This is a genomic window from Methylorubrum suomiense, from assembly GCF_022179765.1.
Taxonomy (GTDB): domain Bacteria; phylum Pseudomonadota; class Alphaproteobacteria; order Rhizobiales; family Beijerinckiaceae; genus Methylobacterium; species Methylobacterium suomiense.
The window spans coordinates 453,688-469,609 of record NZ_BPRE01000001.1 but is presented as its reverse complement, the minus strand read 5'-3'; the positions used below and the strand labels follow the sequence as shown (position 1 = coordinate 469,609).

The 15,922-nt window shown below is 71.6% G+C and carries 18 protein-coding genes; 16 read left to right on the top strand and 2 right to left on the bottom strand.

Annotated elements, in window-relative coordinates:
• Positions 1-208: 208 nt before the first annotated feature.
• From MFF26_RS02255 to MFF26_RS02235, 5 genes are all read left to right on the top strand, one after another.
• Entirely contained in the window at positions 209-604 is a 396-nt protein-coding gene (locus MFF26_RS02255) for a hypothetical protein (protein ID WP_137829010.1), read from the top strand.
• Entirely contained in the window at positions 528-1,832 is a 1,305-nt protein-coding gene (locus tag MFF26_RS02250; RefSeq protein WP_137829011.1) for a DNA-packaging protein, read from the top strand. Before MFF26_RS02255 ends, MFF26_RS02250 begins: the two co-directional genes overlap by 77 nt.
• A 63-nt stretch (positions 1,833-1,895) precedes the next feature.
• The gene (locus tag MFF26_RS02245; RefSeq protein WP_137829012.1) at positions 1,896-3,056 is read left to right on the top strand and encodes a phage portal protein; all 1,161 of its coding nucleotides are present in this window, start codon (positions 1,896-1,898) and stop codon (positions 3,054-3,056) included.
• A gap of 57 nt (positions 3,057-3,113) precedes the next feature.
• Positions 3,114-3,590, top strand: a complete 477-nt coding sequence (locus MFF26_RS02240) for an HK97 family phage prohead protease (RefSeq protein ID WP_137829013.1) — start codon at positions 3,114-3,116, stop codon at positions 3,588-3,590.
• 40 nt (positions 3,591-3,630) lie between these two features.
• A complete protein-coding gene (locus MFF26_RS02235; RefSeq protein WP_238307424.1) occupies positions 3,631-4,896 on the top strand; it encodes a phage major capsid protein in 1,266 nt (421 codons plus the stop codon).
• 105 nt (positions 4,897-5,001) lie between these two features.
• On the opposite strand, the gene MFF26_RS02230 is transcribed toward MFF26_RS02235, so the two are convergent.
• Positions 5,002-5,847, bottom strand: coding sequence for a S1 family peptidase (locus MFF26_RS02230; protein ID WP_137829015.1), 846 nt, complete (start codon positions 5,845-5,847; stop codon positions 5,002-5,004).
• A 133-nt stretch (positions 5,848-5,980) separates the two neighbouring features.
• Positions 5,981-6,745, bottom strand: coding sequence for a S1 family peptidase (locus MFF26_RS02225; protein ID WP_137829016.1), 765 nt, complete (start codon positions 6,743-6,745; stop codon positions 5,981-5,983).
• A 29-nt stretch (positions 6,746-6,774) separates the two neighbouring features.
• Here MFF26_RS02225 and MFF26_RS02220 point away from each other — a divergent pair, with 29 nt between their 5' ends.
• The 11 genes from MFF26_RS02220 (at position 6,775) to MFF26_RS02170 (ending at position 15,916) form a co-directional block, all read left to right on the top strand.
• Complete coding sequence (locus tag MFF26_RS02220) at positions 6,775-7,350, top strand: head-tail connector protein (protein ID WP_137829017.1); 576 nt, start codon at positions 6,775-6,777, stop codon at positions 7,348-7,350.
• A 69-nt stretch (positions 7,351-7,419) separates the two neighbouring features.
• Positions 7,420-7,764 (top strand): head-tail adaptor protein, encoded by a 345-nt coding sequence (locus MFF26_RS02215; protein ID WP_137829018.1) that lies wholly within the window; start codon positions 7,420-7,422, stop codon positions 7,762-7,764.
• Entirely contained in the window at positions 7,749-8,174 is a 426-nt protein-coding gene (locus MFF26_RS02210) for a DUF3168 domain-containing protein (protein ID WP_137829019.1), read from the top strand. Before MFF26_RS02215 ends, MFF26_RS02210 begins: the two co-directional genes overlap by 16 nt.
• 35 nt (positions 8,175-8,209) lie before the next feature.
• The gene (locus MFF26_RS02205; RefSeq protein ID WP_137829020.1) at positions 8,210-8,620 is read left to right on the top strand and encodes a phage major tail protein, TP901-1 family; all 411 of its coding nucleotides are present in this window, start codon (positions 8,210-8,212) and stop codon (positions 8,618-8,620) included.
• Positions 8,621-8,624: 4 nt separating this feature from the next.
• Positions 8,625-8,945 carry a gene transfer agent family protein gene (locus MFF26_RS02200; protein ID WP_137829021.1) on the top strand — a complete coding sequence of 107 codons (321 nt, stop codon included), beginning with the start codon at positions 8,625-8,627 and terminating at the stop codon, positions 8,943-8,945.
• A complete protein-coding gene (locus tag MFF26_RS02195) occupies positions 8,942-9,178 on the top strand; it encodes a phage tail assembly chaperone (RefSeq protein WP_238307423.1) in 237 nt (78 codons plus the stop codon). Before MFF26_RS02200 ends, MFF26_RS02195 begins: the two co-directional genes overlap by 4 nt.
• A complete protein-coding gene (locus MFF26_RS02190; protein ID WP_137829023.1) occupies positions 9,175-9,780 on the top strand; it encodes a phage tail tape measure protein in 606 nt (201 codons plus the stop codon). Before MFF26_RS02195 ends, MFF26_RS02190 begins: the two co-directional genes overlap by 4 nt.
• Positions 9,781-9,792: 12 nt before the next feature.
• Positions 9,793-10,434 carry a DUF2460 domain-containing protein gene (locus MFF26_RS02185; RefSeq protein ID WP_137829024.1) on the top strand — a complete coding sequence of 214 codons (642 nt, stop codon included), beginning with the start codon at positions 9,793-9,795 and terminating at the stop codon, positions 10,432-10,434.
• Between the two features lie 111 nt (positions 10,435-10,545).
• Positions 10,546-11,439 (top strand): phage/gene transfer agent baseplate hub protein, encoded by an 894-nt coding sequence (locus MFF26_RS02180; RefSeq protein WP_137829025.1) that lies wholly within the window; start codon positions 10,546-10,548, stop codon positions 11,437-11,439.
• A gap of 10 nt (positions 11,440-11,449) precedes the next feature.
• Positions 11,450-11,902 carry an NlpC/P60 family protein gene (locus MFF26_RS02175; RefSeq protein ID WP_137829026.1) on the top strand — a complete coding sequence of 151 codons (453 nt, stop codon included), beginning with the start codon at positions 11,450-11,452 and terminating at the stop codon, positions 11,900-11,902.
• Positions 11,903-12,022: 120 nt separating this feature from the next.
• Complete coding sequence (locus MFF26_RS02170; protein ID WP_238307422.1) at positions 12,023-15,916, top strand: baseplate multidomain protein megatron; 3,894 nt, start codon at positions 12,023-12,025, stop codon at positions 15,914-15,916.
• Positions 15,917-15,922 lie beyond the last annotated feature (6 nt).

Sequence of the window (15,922 nt, the reverse complement as noted above, 5' to 3'; positions counted from 1 at the left end):
GGCGGCGGATCTGCGTGGCAGGGGGCCGGGGTGCCGATGGCTCGCAGGGCCCGAGATCAGCCGTCGGCCTGGAATGCAGCTCCGGCGGTCATGCTGCCTAAGCAGCTTTTCGGCATATTTCCCTTCTATAGGAATTTTAGCATTGACAGCGCGACGCTCCTGAGCTAGAGATATCCCACGCTCAAGAAGTGTGGATGGAGACCCCGCGATGCCGCGACGCTCCGGACCCCGCCGCGAGCCCGAGCCGCACTCTCCCGACAAGCCGCCTGCGCTGCGCAGAAGGCCGCCCCTGACCGCCCAGCGGTTGCGGGCGCGGTTCCTCGTCCATATCGCGCGTCAGATCGATCGGTTCGACGCCGCTCTCGATGCGGAGGCGGCACCGTCCGGGTTCGACTCGGCGAAGGTGCTGCGGGATCTGCGCGGGTTGAAGGCGTTGCTCGACGAAGTGAAGGCGGAGGAGGCGGGGCATGACGCGGTCGCGCCTTCCGTCGATCTCGTGGCTTTGCGCGCGGACATCGCGCGACGCTATGCGGCGTTCGAGGCGCACGAACCGGACGGCGCGCTTTCTGGAGAGCCTGCCCCGGACGCATCTCCAGGCCCTTGAGATCGATTGGCTCCATCTGGCCCGGGACGATCAGCTTCCCCCACCGGGCGACTGGACGACCTGGGCGGTGATCGGTGGGCGCGGTTCGGGCAAGACCCGCACCGGTGCCGAATGGGTGCGGGGCCTCGCCTACGGTGATCCGGTCTTCACCGAGATCGCCGTCGGGCGCATCGCCCTGATCGGCGAGACCTTCGCCGATGTGCGCGACGTGATGATCGAGGGGCCTTCGGGGGTGCTGTCCCTTCCCTCGCTCGGCCATGCCCCACCGTCGTGGCAGCCGTCCCGGCGGCGGCTCGTCTTCGGGAACGGTGCGGTGGCGCTCGCTTTCTCGGCGGAAGAGCCGGATTCCCTGCGTGGCCCGCAATTCGGTGCCGCGTGGTCCGACGAGGTCGGGAAATGGCGGGAGGCCGAAGCCGCCTACGACATGATCCAGTTCGGGCTGCGGCTCGGGACGCGGCCCCGCGGGCTCGTCACCACGACGCCGCGGCCGATCCCCCTGATCCGCCGGTTGCTCGCCGATCCGCGCAGCGTGGTGACGCGCTCGCACACCGCCGACAATGCCAGAAACCTCGCACCGTCCTTCCTGGATGAGATCGTCGGGCGTTACGCCGGCACGCGGCTCGGGCGTCAGGAACTCGATGGCGAATTGATCGAGGATCGGGCGGATGCTCTCTGGAGCCGCCAGGGGATCGAGCGGGCCCGTGTCACGGAGGCGCCCGCCCTGCAGCGGATCGTCGTGGCGATCGATCCGCCCGCCTCGTCGCGTGCCGGGGCCGATGCCTGCGGGATCGTCGCGGCCGGTCTGGCTGCGGACGGCACGGCCTATGTCCTCGCCGACGCGACCTTGGAACGGGCGAGCCCCGCTGCCTGGGCACGGGTGGCTCTGACGCTCTATCATCGGCTCGAGGCCGACGCCCTCGTGGCGGAGGTCAACCAGGGCGGCGAGATGGTGACCGCCGTTCTCGCCGAGGCGGATGCCGACGTTCCGGTGGTCCCCGTCCGCGCCACGCGTGGGAAGCTGGTCCGGGCCGAGCCGGTCTCCCTGCTCTACGCCCAGGGCCGTGTGCGCCATGTCGGCCCGCTGCCGCAACTCGAAGACGAGATGTGTGATTTCGGTCCGGGCGGTCTGTCCGGTGGTCGTTCACCAGATCGGCTGGACGCGCTGGTCTGGGCTCTGACGCATCTGATGCTGACCCATCGCGCAGAGCCGCGCGTGCGCCGCCTGTGAGGCCGCGCGACCGTCGCCGTCATGGTTAATTTCACGTGAAACATTGTCGTCGGGAGGAGTCCCATGCCCGGTCTGTTCGCGCGCTTGGCCCGTGCCGCCGGTTACGCGCCGCACGTCAAATCGGCGCCGATGCTCGCGTTGTATGGGGACGGACGGGCGGTCTGGACGCCGCGGGATTACGCGGCGCTTGCCCGGGAGGGCTTCCAGCGCAACGCCGTCGTCCACCGTGCCATACGCTTGGTCGCCGAAGCGGCGGCCTCTGCGCCGCTCACGCTCAGCGGCGCGGACGAAGCGCATCCCCTGATCGCCCTGTTGTCACGGCCGAACCCGCGCGAGGGCGGCGCGAGCTTCCTCGACCGGGTCTACGGACACCTGCTCGTCTCGGGGAACGCCTATCTCGAGGTCGTGGCCATCGACGGCGAACCCCGCGAGTTGTTCTGCTTGAGGCCGGATCGGATGCGGGTGGTGGCGGGTGCCGATGGTTGGCCCGTGGCCTACGCGTACAGCGTCGGCGGTCGCACCGTTCGCTACGACCAGACCGGCGATGTCCCGCCGATCCTTCACCTGACCCTGTTCAACCCCCTCGACGACCATTACGGCCTCTCGCCGATGGAAGCCGCCGCGGTGCCGCTCGACATCCACAATGCGGCGGGTGCCTGGAACAAGGCGCTGCTCGACAACGCGGCCCGTCCCTCCGGCGCCCTCGTCTTCGCCCCGGCGACCGGTGCCGCGCTGAGCGACACGCAGTTCACACGGCTGAAGGCGGAACTGGAGGCGAGCTATCAGGGCGCGGGCAATGCCGGACGGCCGCTGCTGCTCGATGGCGGCCTCGATTGGCGCCCGCTCTCGCTCACGCCGAAGGAGATGGATTTCGTCGAGGCGAAAGCATCCGCCGCCCGCGACATCGCCCTGGCCTTCGGCGTGCCGCCGCTGCTGTTGGGGCTTCCCGGGGACAATACCCACGCGAACTACGCCGAGGCGAACCGCGCCTTCTACCGGCAGACGGTGATTCCGCTGGTGCGCCGCACGGCGGACGCGATCGCCCGCTGGCTGGAGCCCGCGCTCGGTCCGGCCCGCCTGGAGCCCGACCTCGACGGCATCGAGGCGCTGGCGGCGGAGCGGGAATCGCTGTGGCGTCGGGTGCAAGCGGCGGAGTTCCTGTCGGTCGCCGAGAAGCGCGAGGCCGTCGGCTACCCCGCGGAAGCCGCACAACCGGGAGCCTGACGGCCCCGGCGGGCTTCGAGCCGAACGCGCCCTCATCAACAACCTGAGGCTTCTGCCATGGATGGCCATTTCACCGGCTATGCCAGCCTGTTCGGCGTGCCCGATCTCGGTCGCGACGTGGTCGCGCCGGGCGCCTTCGCCGCGAGCCTTGCCCGGCGGGGCGTGTCCGGGGTGCGCATGCTCTGGCAGCACGATCCGGCCGAGCCGATCGGCAGCTGGCTCTCGCTGGAGGAGGATGCTCTGGGCCTCCGGGTCTCGGGCCGGCTGAACCTCGCGGTCCAGCGTGCCCGCGAGCTCGACGCGCTGATGCGCGAGCGTGCCCTCGACGGGCTCTCGATCGGGTTCCGGGCCGTGCGGGCGCAGCCGGAGCGCGGCGGACGGCGGCTGATCGCCGTCGATCTCTGGGAAATCTCGCTGGTGACCTTCCCGCTTCAGCCCGGCGCCCGGATCGCCCGCGCGTCGCGGCTCCACGCTTCACGGCCGTTGCCGCGCCTTCGCCCCGCCCTCCGGCCGCCCGCGAGAGCCCGCGCCTGATGGGCCGATCCGCCTCACAGCTTCACCCCGAGAGGATGTCATGACCGAGATGCGCTTCGAAACCAGTGCCTCGTCCGGCCTGCCGGAGAACAAGGCCCTTCCCCTGGGCAGGGATGGGGCGATCGAGGAGTTTGCCCGCGCCTTCGAGGCCTTCAAGGAAACGAACGATGCGCGGCTCGCCGAGATCGAGGATCGGCTGACCGCCGATGTCGTGACCGAGGAGAAGCTGGCGCGCATCGACGCCGCCCTCGATCAGGCGCGGCACCGCCTCGACCGCATCAGCCTCGACCGTGCCCGGCCCCCACTCGGCGGAGCGGAGCCGCCGCGCGACCCCACCGCCACCGAGCACAAGGCCGCGTTCGACCTCTATGTCCGCGCCGGTGAGAGCGGTGGCCTCAAGCGGCTGGAGGAGAAGGCCCTGTCCGCCGGCTCCGGGCCGGACGGCGGCTATCTCGTGCCGCCGACCATCGAGCGCGAGGTGCTGCGCCGATTGGCCGAGATCTCGCCGATCCGCTCCATCGCCACGGTGCGCGTGGTGTCCGGCGGGCAGTACAAGCGCGCCGTCACCGTCAACGGCCCGGCCTCCGGCTGGGTCGCCGAGACCGCGCAACGGCCTCAGACCGACTCGCCGACCCTGTCGGAGCTGAGCTTCCCGGCGATGGAACTCTACGCCATGCCGGCGGCGACCCAGACGCTGCTCGACGATGCCGTGCTCGACATCGATGCCTGGCTTGCCGACGAGGTCGAGACGGCGTTTGCCGAACAGGAAGGCGTCGCCTTCGTCACCGGCAACGGCGTCGCCCGGCCGAAAGGGTTCCTGGCCTACGACACCGTGGCGAACGCATCCTGGACATCGGGCAAGCTCGGCTTCGTCGCCACGGGGGCGGCGGGCGCCTTCCCGGCGAGCAATCCGACCGACATCCTGTTCGACCTGATCTATTCCCTGCGCGCCGGCTATCGCCAGGGCGCGAACTTCGTGATGAACCGCCGCGTCCAGAGCACGATTCGCAAGTTCAAGGATGCGGACGGCAATTATCTCTGGCAGCCGCCGCTCGCCGCCGACCGGGCCGCGACCCTGATCGGCTTCCCCGTGGTCGAGGCCGAGGCGATGCCGGATCTCGCCTCGGGCAGCCACTCCATCGCCTTCGGCGATTTCCGCCGGGGCTATCTGGTGGTGGACCGCGCCGGATTGCGGACCCTGCGCGATCCCTATTCCGCCAAGCCTTACGTGCTGTTCTACACCACGAAGCGCGTCGGCGGCGGGGTGCAGGACTTCAACGCGATCAAACTGCTGCGCTTCGCCTGACGCTTCACGTGGAAAGGGCAGGTCTGAGGATGTCAGACCTGCCCTTTCGGTTTCGGTTCGGGATGCCGCCGTCCGTGAGAGGACGCCGCGCTCGTCGGTTGTCGCTCAGCGGGCCGAGCGTCGGCCGGGGCGAGCGACCCAACGGGTTTCCCCCGGCTGAGCCGCCACGTCGGCGGGGAGGGCTTCCATCTCGGCGGCCCGGTTGGAGATCCAGCTAGTGTGCTCGGCGGTCGGCGTCACGGCGGTGAAACCACCGCAGGCAGTGCGGGCGCGCCGATCCTGGCGCATGGCGCCGCTCGACCAGCTCACCACGCCAACCATCTGCCCGCCGCGCAGGATCGGACCGCCGGAATCGCCCAGACAGGCACCGGCGCCCGCAGTCTCGGCCAAGCGACGGGCATCGGTGACGACGGTGACGCGGTTGGCGACCTGCAGCGAGCCGATCGAGACGAGCTGGGCGGTGCGCAGCGTCCGCGCGGTGCCGCGGCGGTTCTCCGCCAGAACACCGTAGCCGGCAATGTCGACGGAATCGCCGGTGCCGATCGCGCCGCTGCGGGGATCGAGCGGACGGAAGCCGGCACCCACCGGGCGTTCCAGCTTCAGCATCGCGAGGTCAATGCCCGGTTGCTCCTCCGGCGTCGTGCCGGGGACGAATTCGGGATGCATGGAGGCTGCGACCACGCGCAGGCGGCGCTGGCGGAAGTCAGGGTCGACCACGAACACTTGGTAGCTCGCCTTGCGCATCACGCAGTGAGCGGCAGTGAGCACGAGATCCTGCGCGATCAGGGTGCCGGAGCAGATCTCGCCCTGGCTGCTCTCGATGCGCACCACCGACGCGCGCAATCCCCCCGGATCGCGGCTGGTATGACCTTCGACCACGGCCTGGGCCGAGAACGGCACGAGGCCGATCACGGCTCCAAGCAGACAGGCACGCAGGGGGCTCAGAGCCATCGAGGTTCTCCGAAGATCCGGGCGGTTCCAAAGCCGGACACAGCCAAGCGTATCTGAACGGAATTCGGCGGCCAAGGTCAGGTTCCAAAGTAGAAACGACGCGGCGATCAATTTCCGCTCAGCGAAAATCCGATCACCACCGCGCCGAAGCCCCCCAACCGGCCAAAGTTCGATCGATCCAGTCGCGCTGGGGGCCGAGCAGCACGGCCTGGGTCAGGCCGCCGCAAGCATCCTTGACCCAGGCGGCCACCGCCACGACCGCCTCGCCGTCGAGGACCGGACCGCCGGAATCGCCGTTGCAGCCACCCGCGCCGTGGGTCTGGAGCCAGACCAGGATACGGCTTTGGCCATAGGGCTCGACCGCGACGAGAGCCGCGCCGCGGTAGCGGCCGATCGAGCGGCGGTCGTTCGCCCGCGCCGCGCCGAAGCCGGCCAGCGTCAGAGCGGCGCCGGCCCGCGGTTGGCCCGTGCTCAAGGTCGCGGGCTCGAAGCGCGATGGCAGCGCCGCCTTGGTGCGCAGCAAGGCGAGATCGATGGAGCGGGTCCGCCCGCGGATCGCGTCGCCGTCGTAGCCCGGATGCACAGCGCGCGCGGTGATTTCGGCGAGCACGGGACGCCCGGCCTCGTCGCGATAATGGACCCGGTTGTCGGACACGCCCGCCACGCAATGGCCGGCGGTCAACACGGTGTCGGGGGCGAGCACGATGCCGGTGCAGACCCCGCCGCCGGAGGTCAGCACCATCACGGCGGAGCGACCGCCGGGCAGGTCCGCTCCCTCGCGGCCGCCGACGATGGCCGAGGCCGGCGATGCGAGGGTGCTCGCGACGGCGAGGACCGACAGCGCATCCCGCAGGCGCCTCAAAGGCGCGCGGCGGTCGGACGGGATCGACGCAATCATCTTCGACAATCGGTTCACGGGAGGGCGGCATGACCCCGATACGCGCGGCGGAACTCGGCGTCGAGCCGGTGAGCCTTGCCGAGATGCGCACCTTCCTGCGCCTCGGCTCCGACGAGACTGCCGAGGATGGCCTCGTCCTTGCCCTGATCGCGGCGGCCCGGGCCGCGGTCGAGACGGCGTCTCGACGCCTGCTCCGATCGGCCCGATTCCGGGTGCCGCTTCAGGTTTGGCCGCGCGACGGCCTGCTGCCGCTGCCGTTGAGCCCCCTCGTGGCGGTCGAGCGGGTCGGCCTGAGCGGATCGAGCGGCGTCGTGGAAGAGATCGCGCCCACCACGATCCGCGTCGGGCCCGATCCTTGGGACGCGACCTGCCTGCTGTTCGGGTCGGATCTGCCGACGCTCGACGGTCGTACCGCCCTGGTTGAGGTCATCGCGGGCTGCGGCGGCAACGGTCCGTCGGTACCGGAGCCGCTCCTCCAGGCCCTGCGCCTGACGGTGGCCGATTGGTTCGAGAACCGGGGCGATGCCGGCGAGGCCGGTGAACCCCGCACTCTTCCGCCCGCCGCCGCCGGTCTCGCCGCGGCCTGCCGTCGGATGCGGCTGTAAGCGCGCCGCTCGACCCGCCGACCTCCGTCCAAGGAACGGCGCGCATCATCCACATCGGGAGATCGTTCGATGACCCACGGGCCCCTCGGCGCGCGGCGGCGGCGCCTCGTGCTCGAACGACCGGTGGACGAGCCCGACGGGTTCGGCGGTCGGCTGCGCCGGTACGTGGCCGGCCCGATCCTGTGGGGGGCCGTGGAACCGGCGGGTTCGGCCACCGCACCGCAGAGCGGCCGACCTGGGCTCTACCGGATCCGCCTGCGCTACCGCCCGGACGTCGTCCCGGCCATGCGGTTGGCCGACGGACCGCGCCGCTTCGCCATTCGCTCCGCCGACGATCCCGACGGGGCGCGCCGCGCCCTGGTCTGCACGGTCGAGGAACTCATCGAGGAGGTCCCGCCATGGGTGAAGCCCTGAGCCCTCTGCTGGCGATGCGCGCCGGCATCCTGGCCCGCCTGCGCGGCGACGCGGCGCTCGCCGGGCTGATGGGCGGCGTGGTGCGGCTCTACGACGAGCCGCCGCGCGGGGCGGCACCGGTCTACGCCCTGTTCGGTGACGGCGAGGTCCGCGACGACTCCGTCGAAGGTGCGCGCCGCCATCGCCACACTCTGGCGCTGCTCGTCGTCGCCAAGCCCGGCTCGACCCGCACGGCCCTCGATGCGGCCGAGCGCATCGCCGTGCTCCTCGACGATGCACCGCTCGAACTCGACGGACATGCCCTCATCCTGCTGCGCCTCGCCGCCCTGTCCGCCGCCCGCGACGAGCGCACCGGCGAGGCCCGCGCCACGCTGACCTTCGAGGCCGTGACCGAGCGCCCGACGACCTGACCTCGAAGCCCACCCGGACGAACAGGGAGCCGACCATGAGCGCACAGAAGGGCAAGGATCTTCTGATCCGGATCAGCGACGGCGCGAGCGGCTTCACCGCCGTCGCCGGCCTGCGCGCCCGCCAAATCGCCTTCAACGCCGAGACCGTGGACGTGACGAATGCCGATTCCGCCGGGCGCTGGCGCGAACTGCTCGCCGGGGCGGGCGTGCGGCGCGCGGCGATCGCGGGAGCCGGCGTGTTCCGCGACGCGGCGTCCGATGCGCAGCTGCGGCAGATGTTCTTCGACGGCACCATCGATCGCTTCCAGATCGTGGTGCCGGCTTTCGGCACGATCGAAGGGCCGTTCCAGATTTCGAGCCTCGAATATCGCGGCGACCATGCGGGGGAGGTGACCTACGACATGGCGCTCGATTCCGCCGGTCCCCTCGGCTTCACGGCGGCCTGAGACGATGGCGAACCGCAGACGCGGCGAGGTGCCCCTCGTCCTTGGGGCCGAACGCTACACCCTCTGCCTGACGCTCGGTGCCCTCGCCGAACTGGAGGATGCCTTCGCCACCGGCGATCTCGCCGGCATCGCCGAGCGATTCCAGCGGGAACGATTGAGGGCCCGCGACCTCATCGTCCTCCTCGGTGCGGCCCTGCGCGGCGGCGGTCACGCCCTCGACGACGCGGCGGTGGCGGCCCTGCCGCTGGCGGGCGGCTTCTCGGCGGTGACCGCAGCTCTCGGGGAGGTGCTGGAAGCCGCCTTCGGCACTGCACCGGACCCTTGAACCCCACGGGTGGGACGGCGCCGGAGAATCCCCTCTCCGCCTTCCCGTGGGAGACCGCGCTGGCGCTGGACCTGTCGGTCCTGCGCTGGCGCCCGCGCGACTTCTGGGCGGCGACGCCCCGCGAACTCGCCGCTGCCGCGGGCCTGCAGGCCGACCGGTTCGGCGCGGCTTTGGGCCGGGCCGACCTCGACCGCCTCGTCGCCGCATACCCTGATCCGGAGACCGCCCGATGACCGGCAGCGACAGCGACCGCGGCACCGCCGAGCGGGTGCGCCAACTCGAAACACTGGACCGTCTCGCGCAGAAATTCGGGCAGAGTCTGTCGGCGGCCTTCAGCCAGAATCTGAATGCCGGGCGCCAGCTCGACAGTGTGCTCGGCACCCTGACGACCAAGCTCGCCGGGGTCGCGACCCAGGCGGCGCTCGAGCCCGTGAAGGCGGGAGTGAAGGGCCTCGTCGATTCGCTCCTGAGTTCGGCCGCTAGCGCCCGCAGTCCGGTGGCGTTTTCCCGGGGCGGTGTTCTCGACGGTCTCGGGTCGGACGGCGGGGCACGCCGTGTCCGACCCTTTGCCGGCGGCGGGGTCGTCGCCGCACCGACCTACTTTCCGATGACCGGCGGTGATCTCGGCCTGATGGGGGAAGCGGGCCCGGAGGCGATCCTGCCGCTCCGGCGCGGCAGCGACGGCCGCCTCGGCGTCGCCGCGGGCGGCAGCGAACGCCCGGTCGCCGTCACCGTCAACATCGCGACGCCCGACATCGAGGGCTTCCGACGCTCGGAAGCCCAGGTTGCCGCTCGCCTGGCCCGCGCCGTCGCTCGCGGGCGGCGAGCCTTGTGAGGGGGCTCTCGCATGCCGACCGATTTCCACGAGGTGCGCTTTCCCCTCGACGTGGCCCTGCGCGGCAGCGGCGGCCCGGTGCGACGCACCGAGATCGTCACGCTGGCCTCGGGGCGCGAACACCGCAACAGCCGTTGGGCGGATTCCCGCCGCCGCTACGATGCGGGCCTCGGCATCCGCACGCTGGACGCGCTTCACGCCGTGTTGGCCTTCTTCGAGGAGCGGCGCGGGCGCCTCTACGGCTTCCGCTACCGCGACCGGGTCGATCATCGGTCCGGCCCACCCTCGGGCCCGATCACTCCGATCGACCAGCGCATCGGCATCGGCGACGGCACCACCCGCGTCTTTGCCCTGGCCAAGACCTACGGAGAGGGCACGGCACCCTACCGTCGCACCATCGCCAAGCCGGTGGCCGGTTCGGTGCGCATCGCGGTCGCTGGCATCGAGGTGCCGTCGGCGCAGGTCGCCTGCGAGCCCGCGACCGGACTCGTCACCTTCGCCGCCGGCGCGGCTCCCCCGGCCGGCGCGTCCGTCACCGCCGGTTTCGAGTTCGACGTCCCGGTCCGCTTCGACACCGACGAGCTGTCCATCGACCTCGCGGCCTTCACGGCCGGCGAGGTGCCGCGGGTGCCGCTCGTCGAGATCGTGCCGTGAGCCTCGGGGAACGCAACGCTTGTCCCGATCGCCCCGCGACCGTGATCGCCCGCTGGGCACACGGAACGGGACGCCGTTCGGTCCTGGGCATCCTCGCGGAGAGCTGAACCGATGCGCATTCTTCCCGCCGCCCTCGCCGCCCGCCTTGCGGAAAACGCCACCACCCTGTGCCGCTGCTGGGCCCTGCATCGTCGCGACGGGCGCAGTCTCGGCTTCACCGATCACGACCGCGACCTGAGCTTCGGCGGTCTCGTCTACGAGGCTCGAACCGGGCTGGAAGCGGCGGAAGCGTCCGCCGAACTCGGCTTCGCCGTCGGCGGCGGCGAGGTCGCCGGGGCGCTGACCTCGACGGGCATCGCGGAATCCGATGTGGCCGCCGGCCTCTATGATGGGGCCGGCGTCGAGACCTGGCTGGTGGATTGGGCGATGCCGGAGGCGCGTCTGCTCCTCGACGTGGCGACCCTGGGCGAGCTGCGCCGGGCCGGCGGAGCCTTCGTCGCGGAGCTTCGGGGGTTGATGCATCGCCTCGACGTGCCGACCGGACGCAGCTTCCGGGCGACCTGCGACGCCGATCTCGGCGACGCCCGTTGCGGCGTGGCGTTGAGCGATCCGCGCTACCGCGCCGAGGGCAGGGTGGTCGCCGTCCCCGAACCGGGGCAGCTCGTGGTGGCGTTGGCGGCGATGTTCGCCCCCGATTGGTTCACCGGCGGGCGCCTCGCCTGGATCGATGGCGCCAATGCGGGCGGCAGCGTCGATCTGCGCAGCGAGACACGGGACGGCGCCGACCTCGTCCTCGATCTCTGGGAGCCGCCGCCGCACCCCGCCCTGCCGGGGGACGCCGTCCGGCTCACGGCGGGCTGCGACAAGCGCCTCGCCACCTGCCGCGACCGTTTCGCCAACGCCCTCAACTTCCAGGGCTTCCCGCATATGCCGGGCAACGATTTCGTGCTGCGCGGCGTCGAGGGCGATCGAGACCGCCCCGACGGTTCCAGCCTGTTCCGCTGAGGAGACGACGATGGATCGCGCCCTCGCGGACCGGATCGTCGCGGAAGCCCGCGGCTGGGTCGGAACGCCCTACCGGCATCAGGCCTCGCTCAAGGGCGTCGGCTGCGACTGTCTCGGTCTGCTGCGCGGCGTCTGGCGCGGCGTGCTGGGTTCCGAGCCCGAAACCGCGCCGCCCTACGCCGCCTCCTGGGTGGAAGTCGATCGCGGCGACGATCCCCTCGCCAGCGCCGCCGGCCGTCATTTCGTGCCGGTCGCGACCCCACTTCCCGCTTATGTCCCACAGCCCGGCGACGTGCTGCTCTTCGCGTTTCGCGCGTATTTGCCGGCAAAACACTGTGCCGTCGCCACCGGTCCGGCGGCGATGATCCATGCCCATGACGGCGCGGCGGTGTGCGAGGTCGCCCTGACGCCGTGGTGGCGCCGCCATCTCGCCCACGCCTTCCGCTTCCCCGGCATCGGCTGACGCACGGTCTCGAGCCCCGCTCGACGCTTGGCCCCTCGACCGACGGCGAGGCTCGCTTCCGCACGGCCCTCACGCTGGCTCGTACCGCCCGCGCGCTTTCCCTGGAACGGAGGACCCGCCATGACGACGATCGTCCTTCAGACGGCCGGCGAGGCGGTCGGCAGCGCACTGGGCGGCCCGATCGGCGGAATGATCGGCCGCGTCGTCGGTGCGGCGGGCGGTGCCGCTATCGACGTCGCTCTGTTCGGCGGGGCGGGACGGGCCCGCTCCGTCGAGGGACCGCGCCTGACCGAATTGGCCGGTCTCGCCTCCACCGAGGGGGCACCGGTCCCGCGCTTCTATGGCCGGGCACGCATCGGCGGCACCCTGATCTGGGCGACGCGACCCCTGGAAGTCGCCAACACGACGGTGGCGCGCACGCGCTCCGGCGCCAAGGGCGGGAGCGGCGGGCAGAAGAGCGTGCGCACCGCCTACAGCTATTTCGCCAATCTCGCGATCGGCCTCTGTGCCGGTGAGATTGCCTGGGTACGCCGGATCTGGGCCGACGGGACCGAACTCGACCTGACGACGCTGAACGTCCGCATCCATACCGGCAGCGCGACGCAGGCCCCCGACCCCCTGATCGTCGCCAAGGAGGGAGCGGGCAATGCGCCTGCCTATCGCGGCCTCGCCTACATCGTGTTCGAGCGCCTGCCGCTCGCCGCCTTCGGTAACCGCGTCCCGCAATTCGCCTTCGAAGTGATCCGCCCGGTGGAAGGACTGGCCCGCCGGATCCGCGCCGTCTGCCTGATCCCCGGCTCGACCGAGTTCGGGCTCGATCCGGTTCCAGTCAGCGAGGATGCGGGCTTCGGCGTTACCAAGCCGGCAAACCGTTTCCAGCTGCAGGGACAGAGCGACGTCATCGCCTCCCTCGACGCGTTGCAGGCGCTCTGCCCGAACCTCGTCCGGATTTCGGTGGTGGTGAGCTGGTTCGGGAACGACCTGCGGGCCGGCCATTGCACCCTGACGCCGCGGGTCGATGCCGAGCGGAAGACGACCAAGGGGGCCGAATGGGTGGTCGCCGGCTACACGCGGAAGAACGCTCCCGCCACCTCGCGCTCGGGCGACGTGGCGGCCTACGGCGGCACGCCTTCGGATGCGAGCCTGACCCGCCTCGTGGCCGAACTGACCCGTCGCGGTCTCGCTCCCGTGCTCTACCCATTCGTGATGATGGACGTGCCCGCCGGCAATGCGCTGCCGGATCCCCGCAATCCCACCGGGTATCAGCCGCCCTATCCCTGGCGCGGGCGCATCACCTGCCATCCCGCCCCTGGCCGGTCGGGCAGTCCGGACGGAACCCGAGAGGCGGCCGACCAGGTCGCCGCCTTCTTCGCGGGGCCGCAGGGCTACCGGGCGATGATCCTGCACTATGCCGGCCTCGCCGCCGGTTGGGCCGCAGCGGGCTCGCCGCTCGCGGGTTTCATCCTCGGCAGCGAGTTCGCGAGCCTCACCCGCGTGCGAGGGCCGGGCGGCCTCGCCCCCGCCGTCGAGCAATTCCGCAGGCTCGCCGGGGAGGTCCGTGCCCTTCTCGGCGCAAGCGTCGCTCTCGTCTACGCCGCCGACTGGACCGAGTACGGCGCGCAGGTGGACGAGGGCGGGGCCTCGGTGCGCTTTCCGCTCGACCCGCTCTTCGCCGATCCGGCGATCACGGCCATCGGCATTGATTATTACCCACCGCTCACCGATTGGCGCGACGGCACCGACCATCGCGACGCGGCGGCGGCCGGAAGCGTCTACGACCGGGCCTATCTGAGAAGCCGCCTCGGCGCGGGGGAGGCGTTCGACTGGTTCTATGCAAGCCCCGAAGACCGCGCCGCGCAGAAGCGGACGCCGATCACCGATGGCGCGTACGCCCAGCCGTGGATCTACCGGGCCAAGGATCTGGTCGCGTGGTGGTCGAACCCGCATGTCGAGCGGGTGAACGGCATCGAGACCGGCCCGACGCCCTGGGTGCCGACATCGAAGCCGATCTGGCTGACCGAGATCGGCGTTCCGGCCGTCGATCGCGGGACCAATGGGCCGAACGTGTTCCCCGATCCGAAATCGTCGGAGAACGCGGCGCCACCGTTCTCGCGGGGCCACCGCGACGACCTGATCCAAGTCCGCGGCCTCGAGGCGATCCTGACGCGGTTCGACCCGGCGGCAGACGATTTCGAGCCGGCTCATAATCCGGTCTCGCCCCTCTACGGCGGCCGGATGATCGCACCGGAGGACGTGTTCGTCTGGGCCTGGGACGCGCGGCCGTTCCCCGCCTTCCCGGCCTTCCGCTCGGTGTGGTCGGACGCCCAGAACTGGGCCCTGGGGCACTGGATCACCGGCCGCATCGAGGGGCTCGACCTCGACCGTCTGATCGCCGCGATTCTGACCGATCTCGGCATCGACGCGCCGGCCGCGATCGACGCCACCGGTTTTCTCGACGGCTACGTCCTTGATCGCCCGCTCTCGGCGCGCGAGGCGCTCGAGCCCTTGGCCCGGCTCTTCGGCCTCGACGTCTCGGTCTCCGCCGGGATCCTGCGGGTGCGCGGCGCGGACAAGGACTGCCTTCCGGTGACGGTCGACGCTGCCGATCTCGTGCTGACGGAGCGGGAAGACGCACCCCTGCGCCTCGTCCGGGCGGAGGAGAGCGAGCTGCCCCGAACCGTCGAGATCGATTTCTCCGACGGCGAGAGCGCGGAATATCGCCGGGCCACCGCGGCGGCCCGGCGCCCCGGCGGGACTCGGCGGCGGGAGGCGCGCATCGAGGCGGCCATCGTGACCCGGCGCGACGCGGCGCAGGTCCTGGCGGAGGCCCTGCTCGACGCGAGCCTCGCCGGGCGCGAGACTGCTTCCTTCGGCGTGAGCCCGCGCCGGATCGATCTGGAGCCCGGCGACCGTCTGCGCCTACCGGGCGGTGCCCTCCATCGCATCGCCCGCATCGACGATTCGCCCCAGGGCCGCCGGATCGAGACGCAGGCGGTGCCGCGCGGCGGTCGCGATGCAGTCCAGGGCCGCTCGACCCCGCTGCCGGAGCGGTCGCCCCCAGCCCTGCCCGGACCCGTCTTCGCCCGCGTCCTCGATCTGCCGACGACGCGGGGCGACCCGAGCCCGCTCTCCGCCCTCGCGGTCGCCGCCGAGCCTTGGCCCGGCGCCGTCGCGGTCTGGCGTTCGACGGGGGAGGGGGCGCCCTTCGCGCTCCATCGCCTCGTCGATCATCCGGCCTGCCTCGGCGAGACCCTGTCGACGCTGCCGCCCGGCCCGCTCTGGCGCTTCGATCGCAACGCCCATCTCGACGTGCGGCTTCGCCACGCGGAGGGTTTGAGCGCGATCGGGAAGGCTGCGGCCCTGTCGGGCGCCAATCTGTTCGCCCTGGTCGGGCCGGAGGGGGCGATCGAGATCCTGTCGGCGGCGGGTGCCGCGTTCACGGGATCGGACACGTGGCGGCTGACGACGCTGCTGCGCGGGCTCGGCGGCAGCGAGGCCGCAGCCGCTCGCCCGGCTCCGGCCGGCTGCCTGATCGTGCGGCTCGACGATGGCGCGGTCATCCCCCTGGTCGAGCGTCTCGACGAGGCCGGCCGCCCCTTCCTCTACCGGGTCGGTCCGGCGGACCGCGACCCGGCCGATCCGGTCTTCATCGGATTTGCGGCCAGTGCGGGCCTGACGGCCTTCCTCCCGCTGAGCCCGGTCCATCTAAGGGCCCGGCGCGAGGCCGGCGGTCTGCGGCTCAGCTGGACGCGCCGGGCCCGGCGCGAGGCCGATGCCTGGGAGCCCGCCGACGTGCCCTTCGACGAGGCGTCGGAATCCTACGCCATCGACATCCTCGATGGCGGTGGCGCCGTCCTGCGCAGCCTCACCAGCACGGTCGCGCATGTCCTCTACGCGGACGAGGTCGCCGATTTCGGCGGCCCCCGCACCGAGATCGCGTTCGCGGTGGCGCAGGTCGGCCTCGTCGGCGGGCGTGGTCCCGCACGACGGGCGTGGGTGCGCGTGCGCAGCTGATCCTTC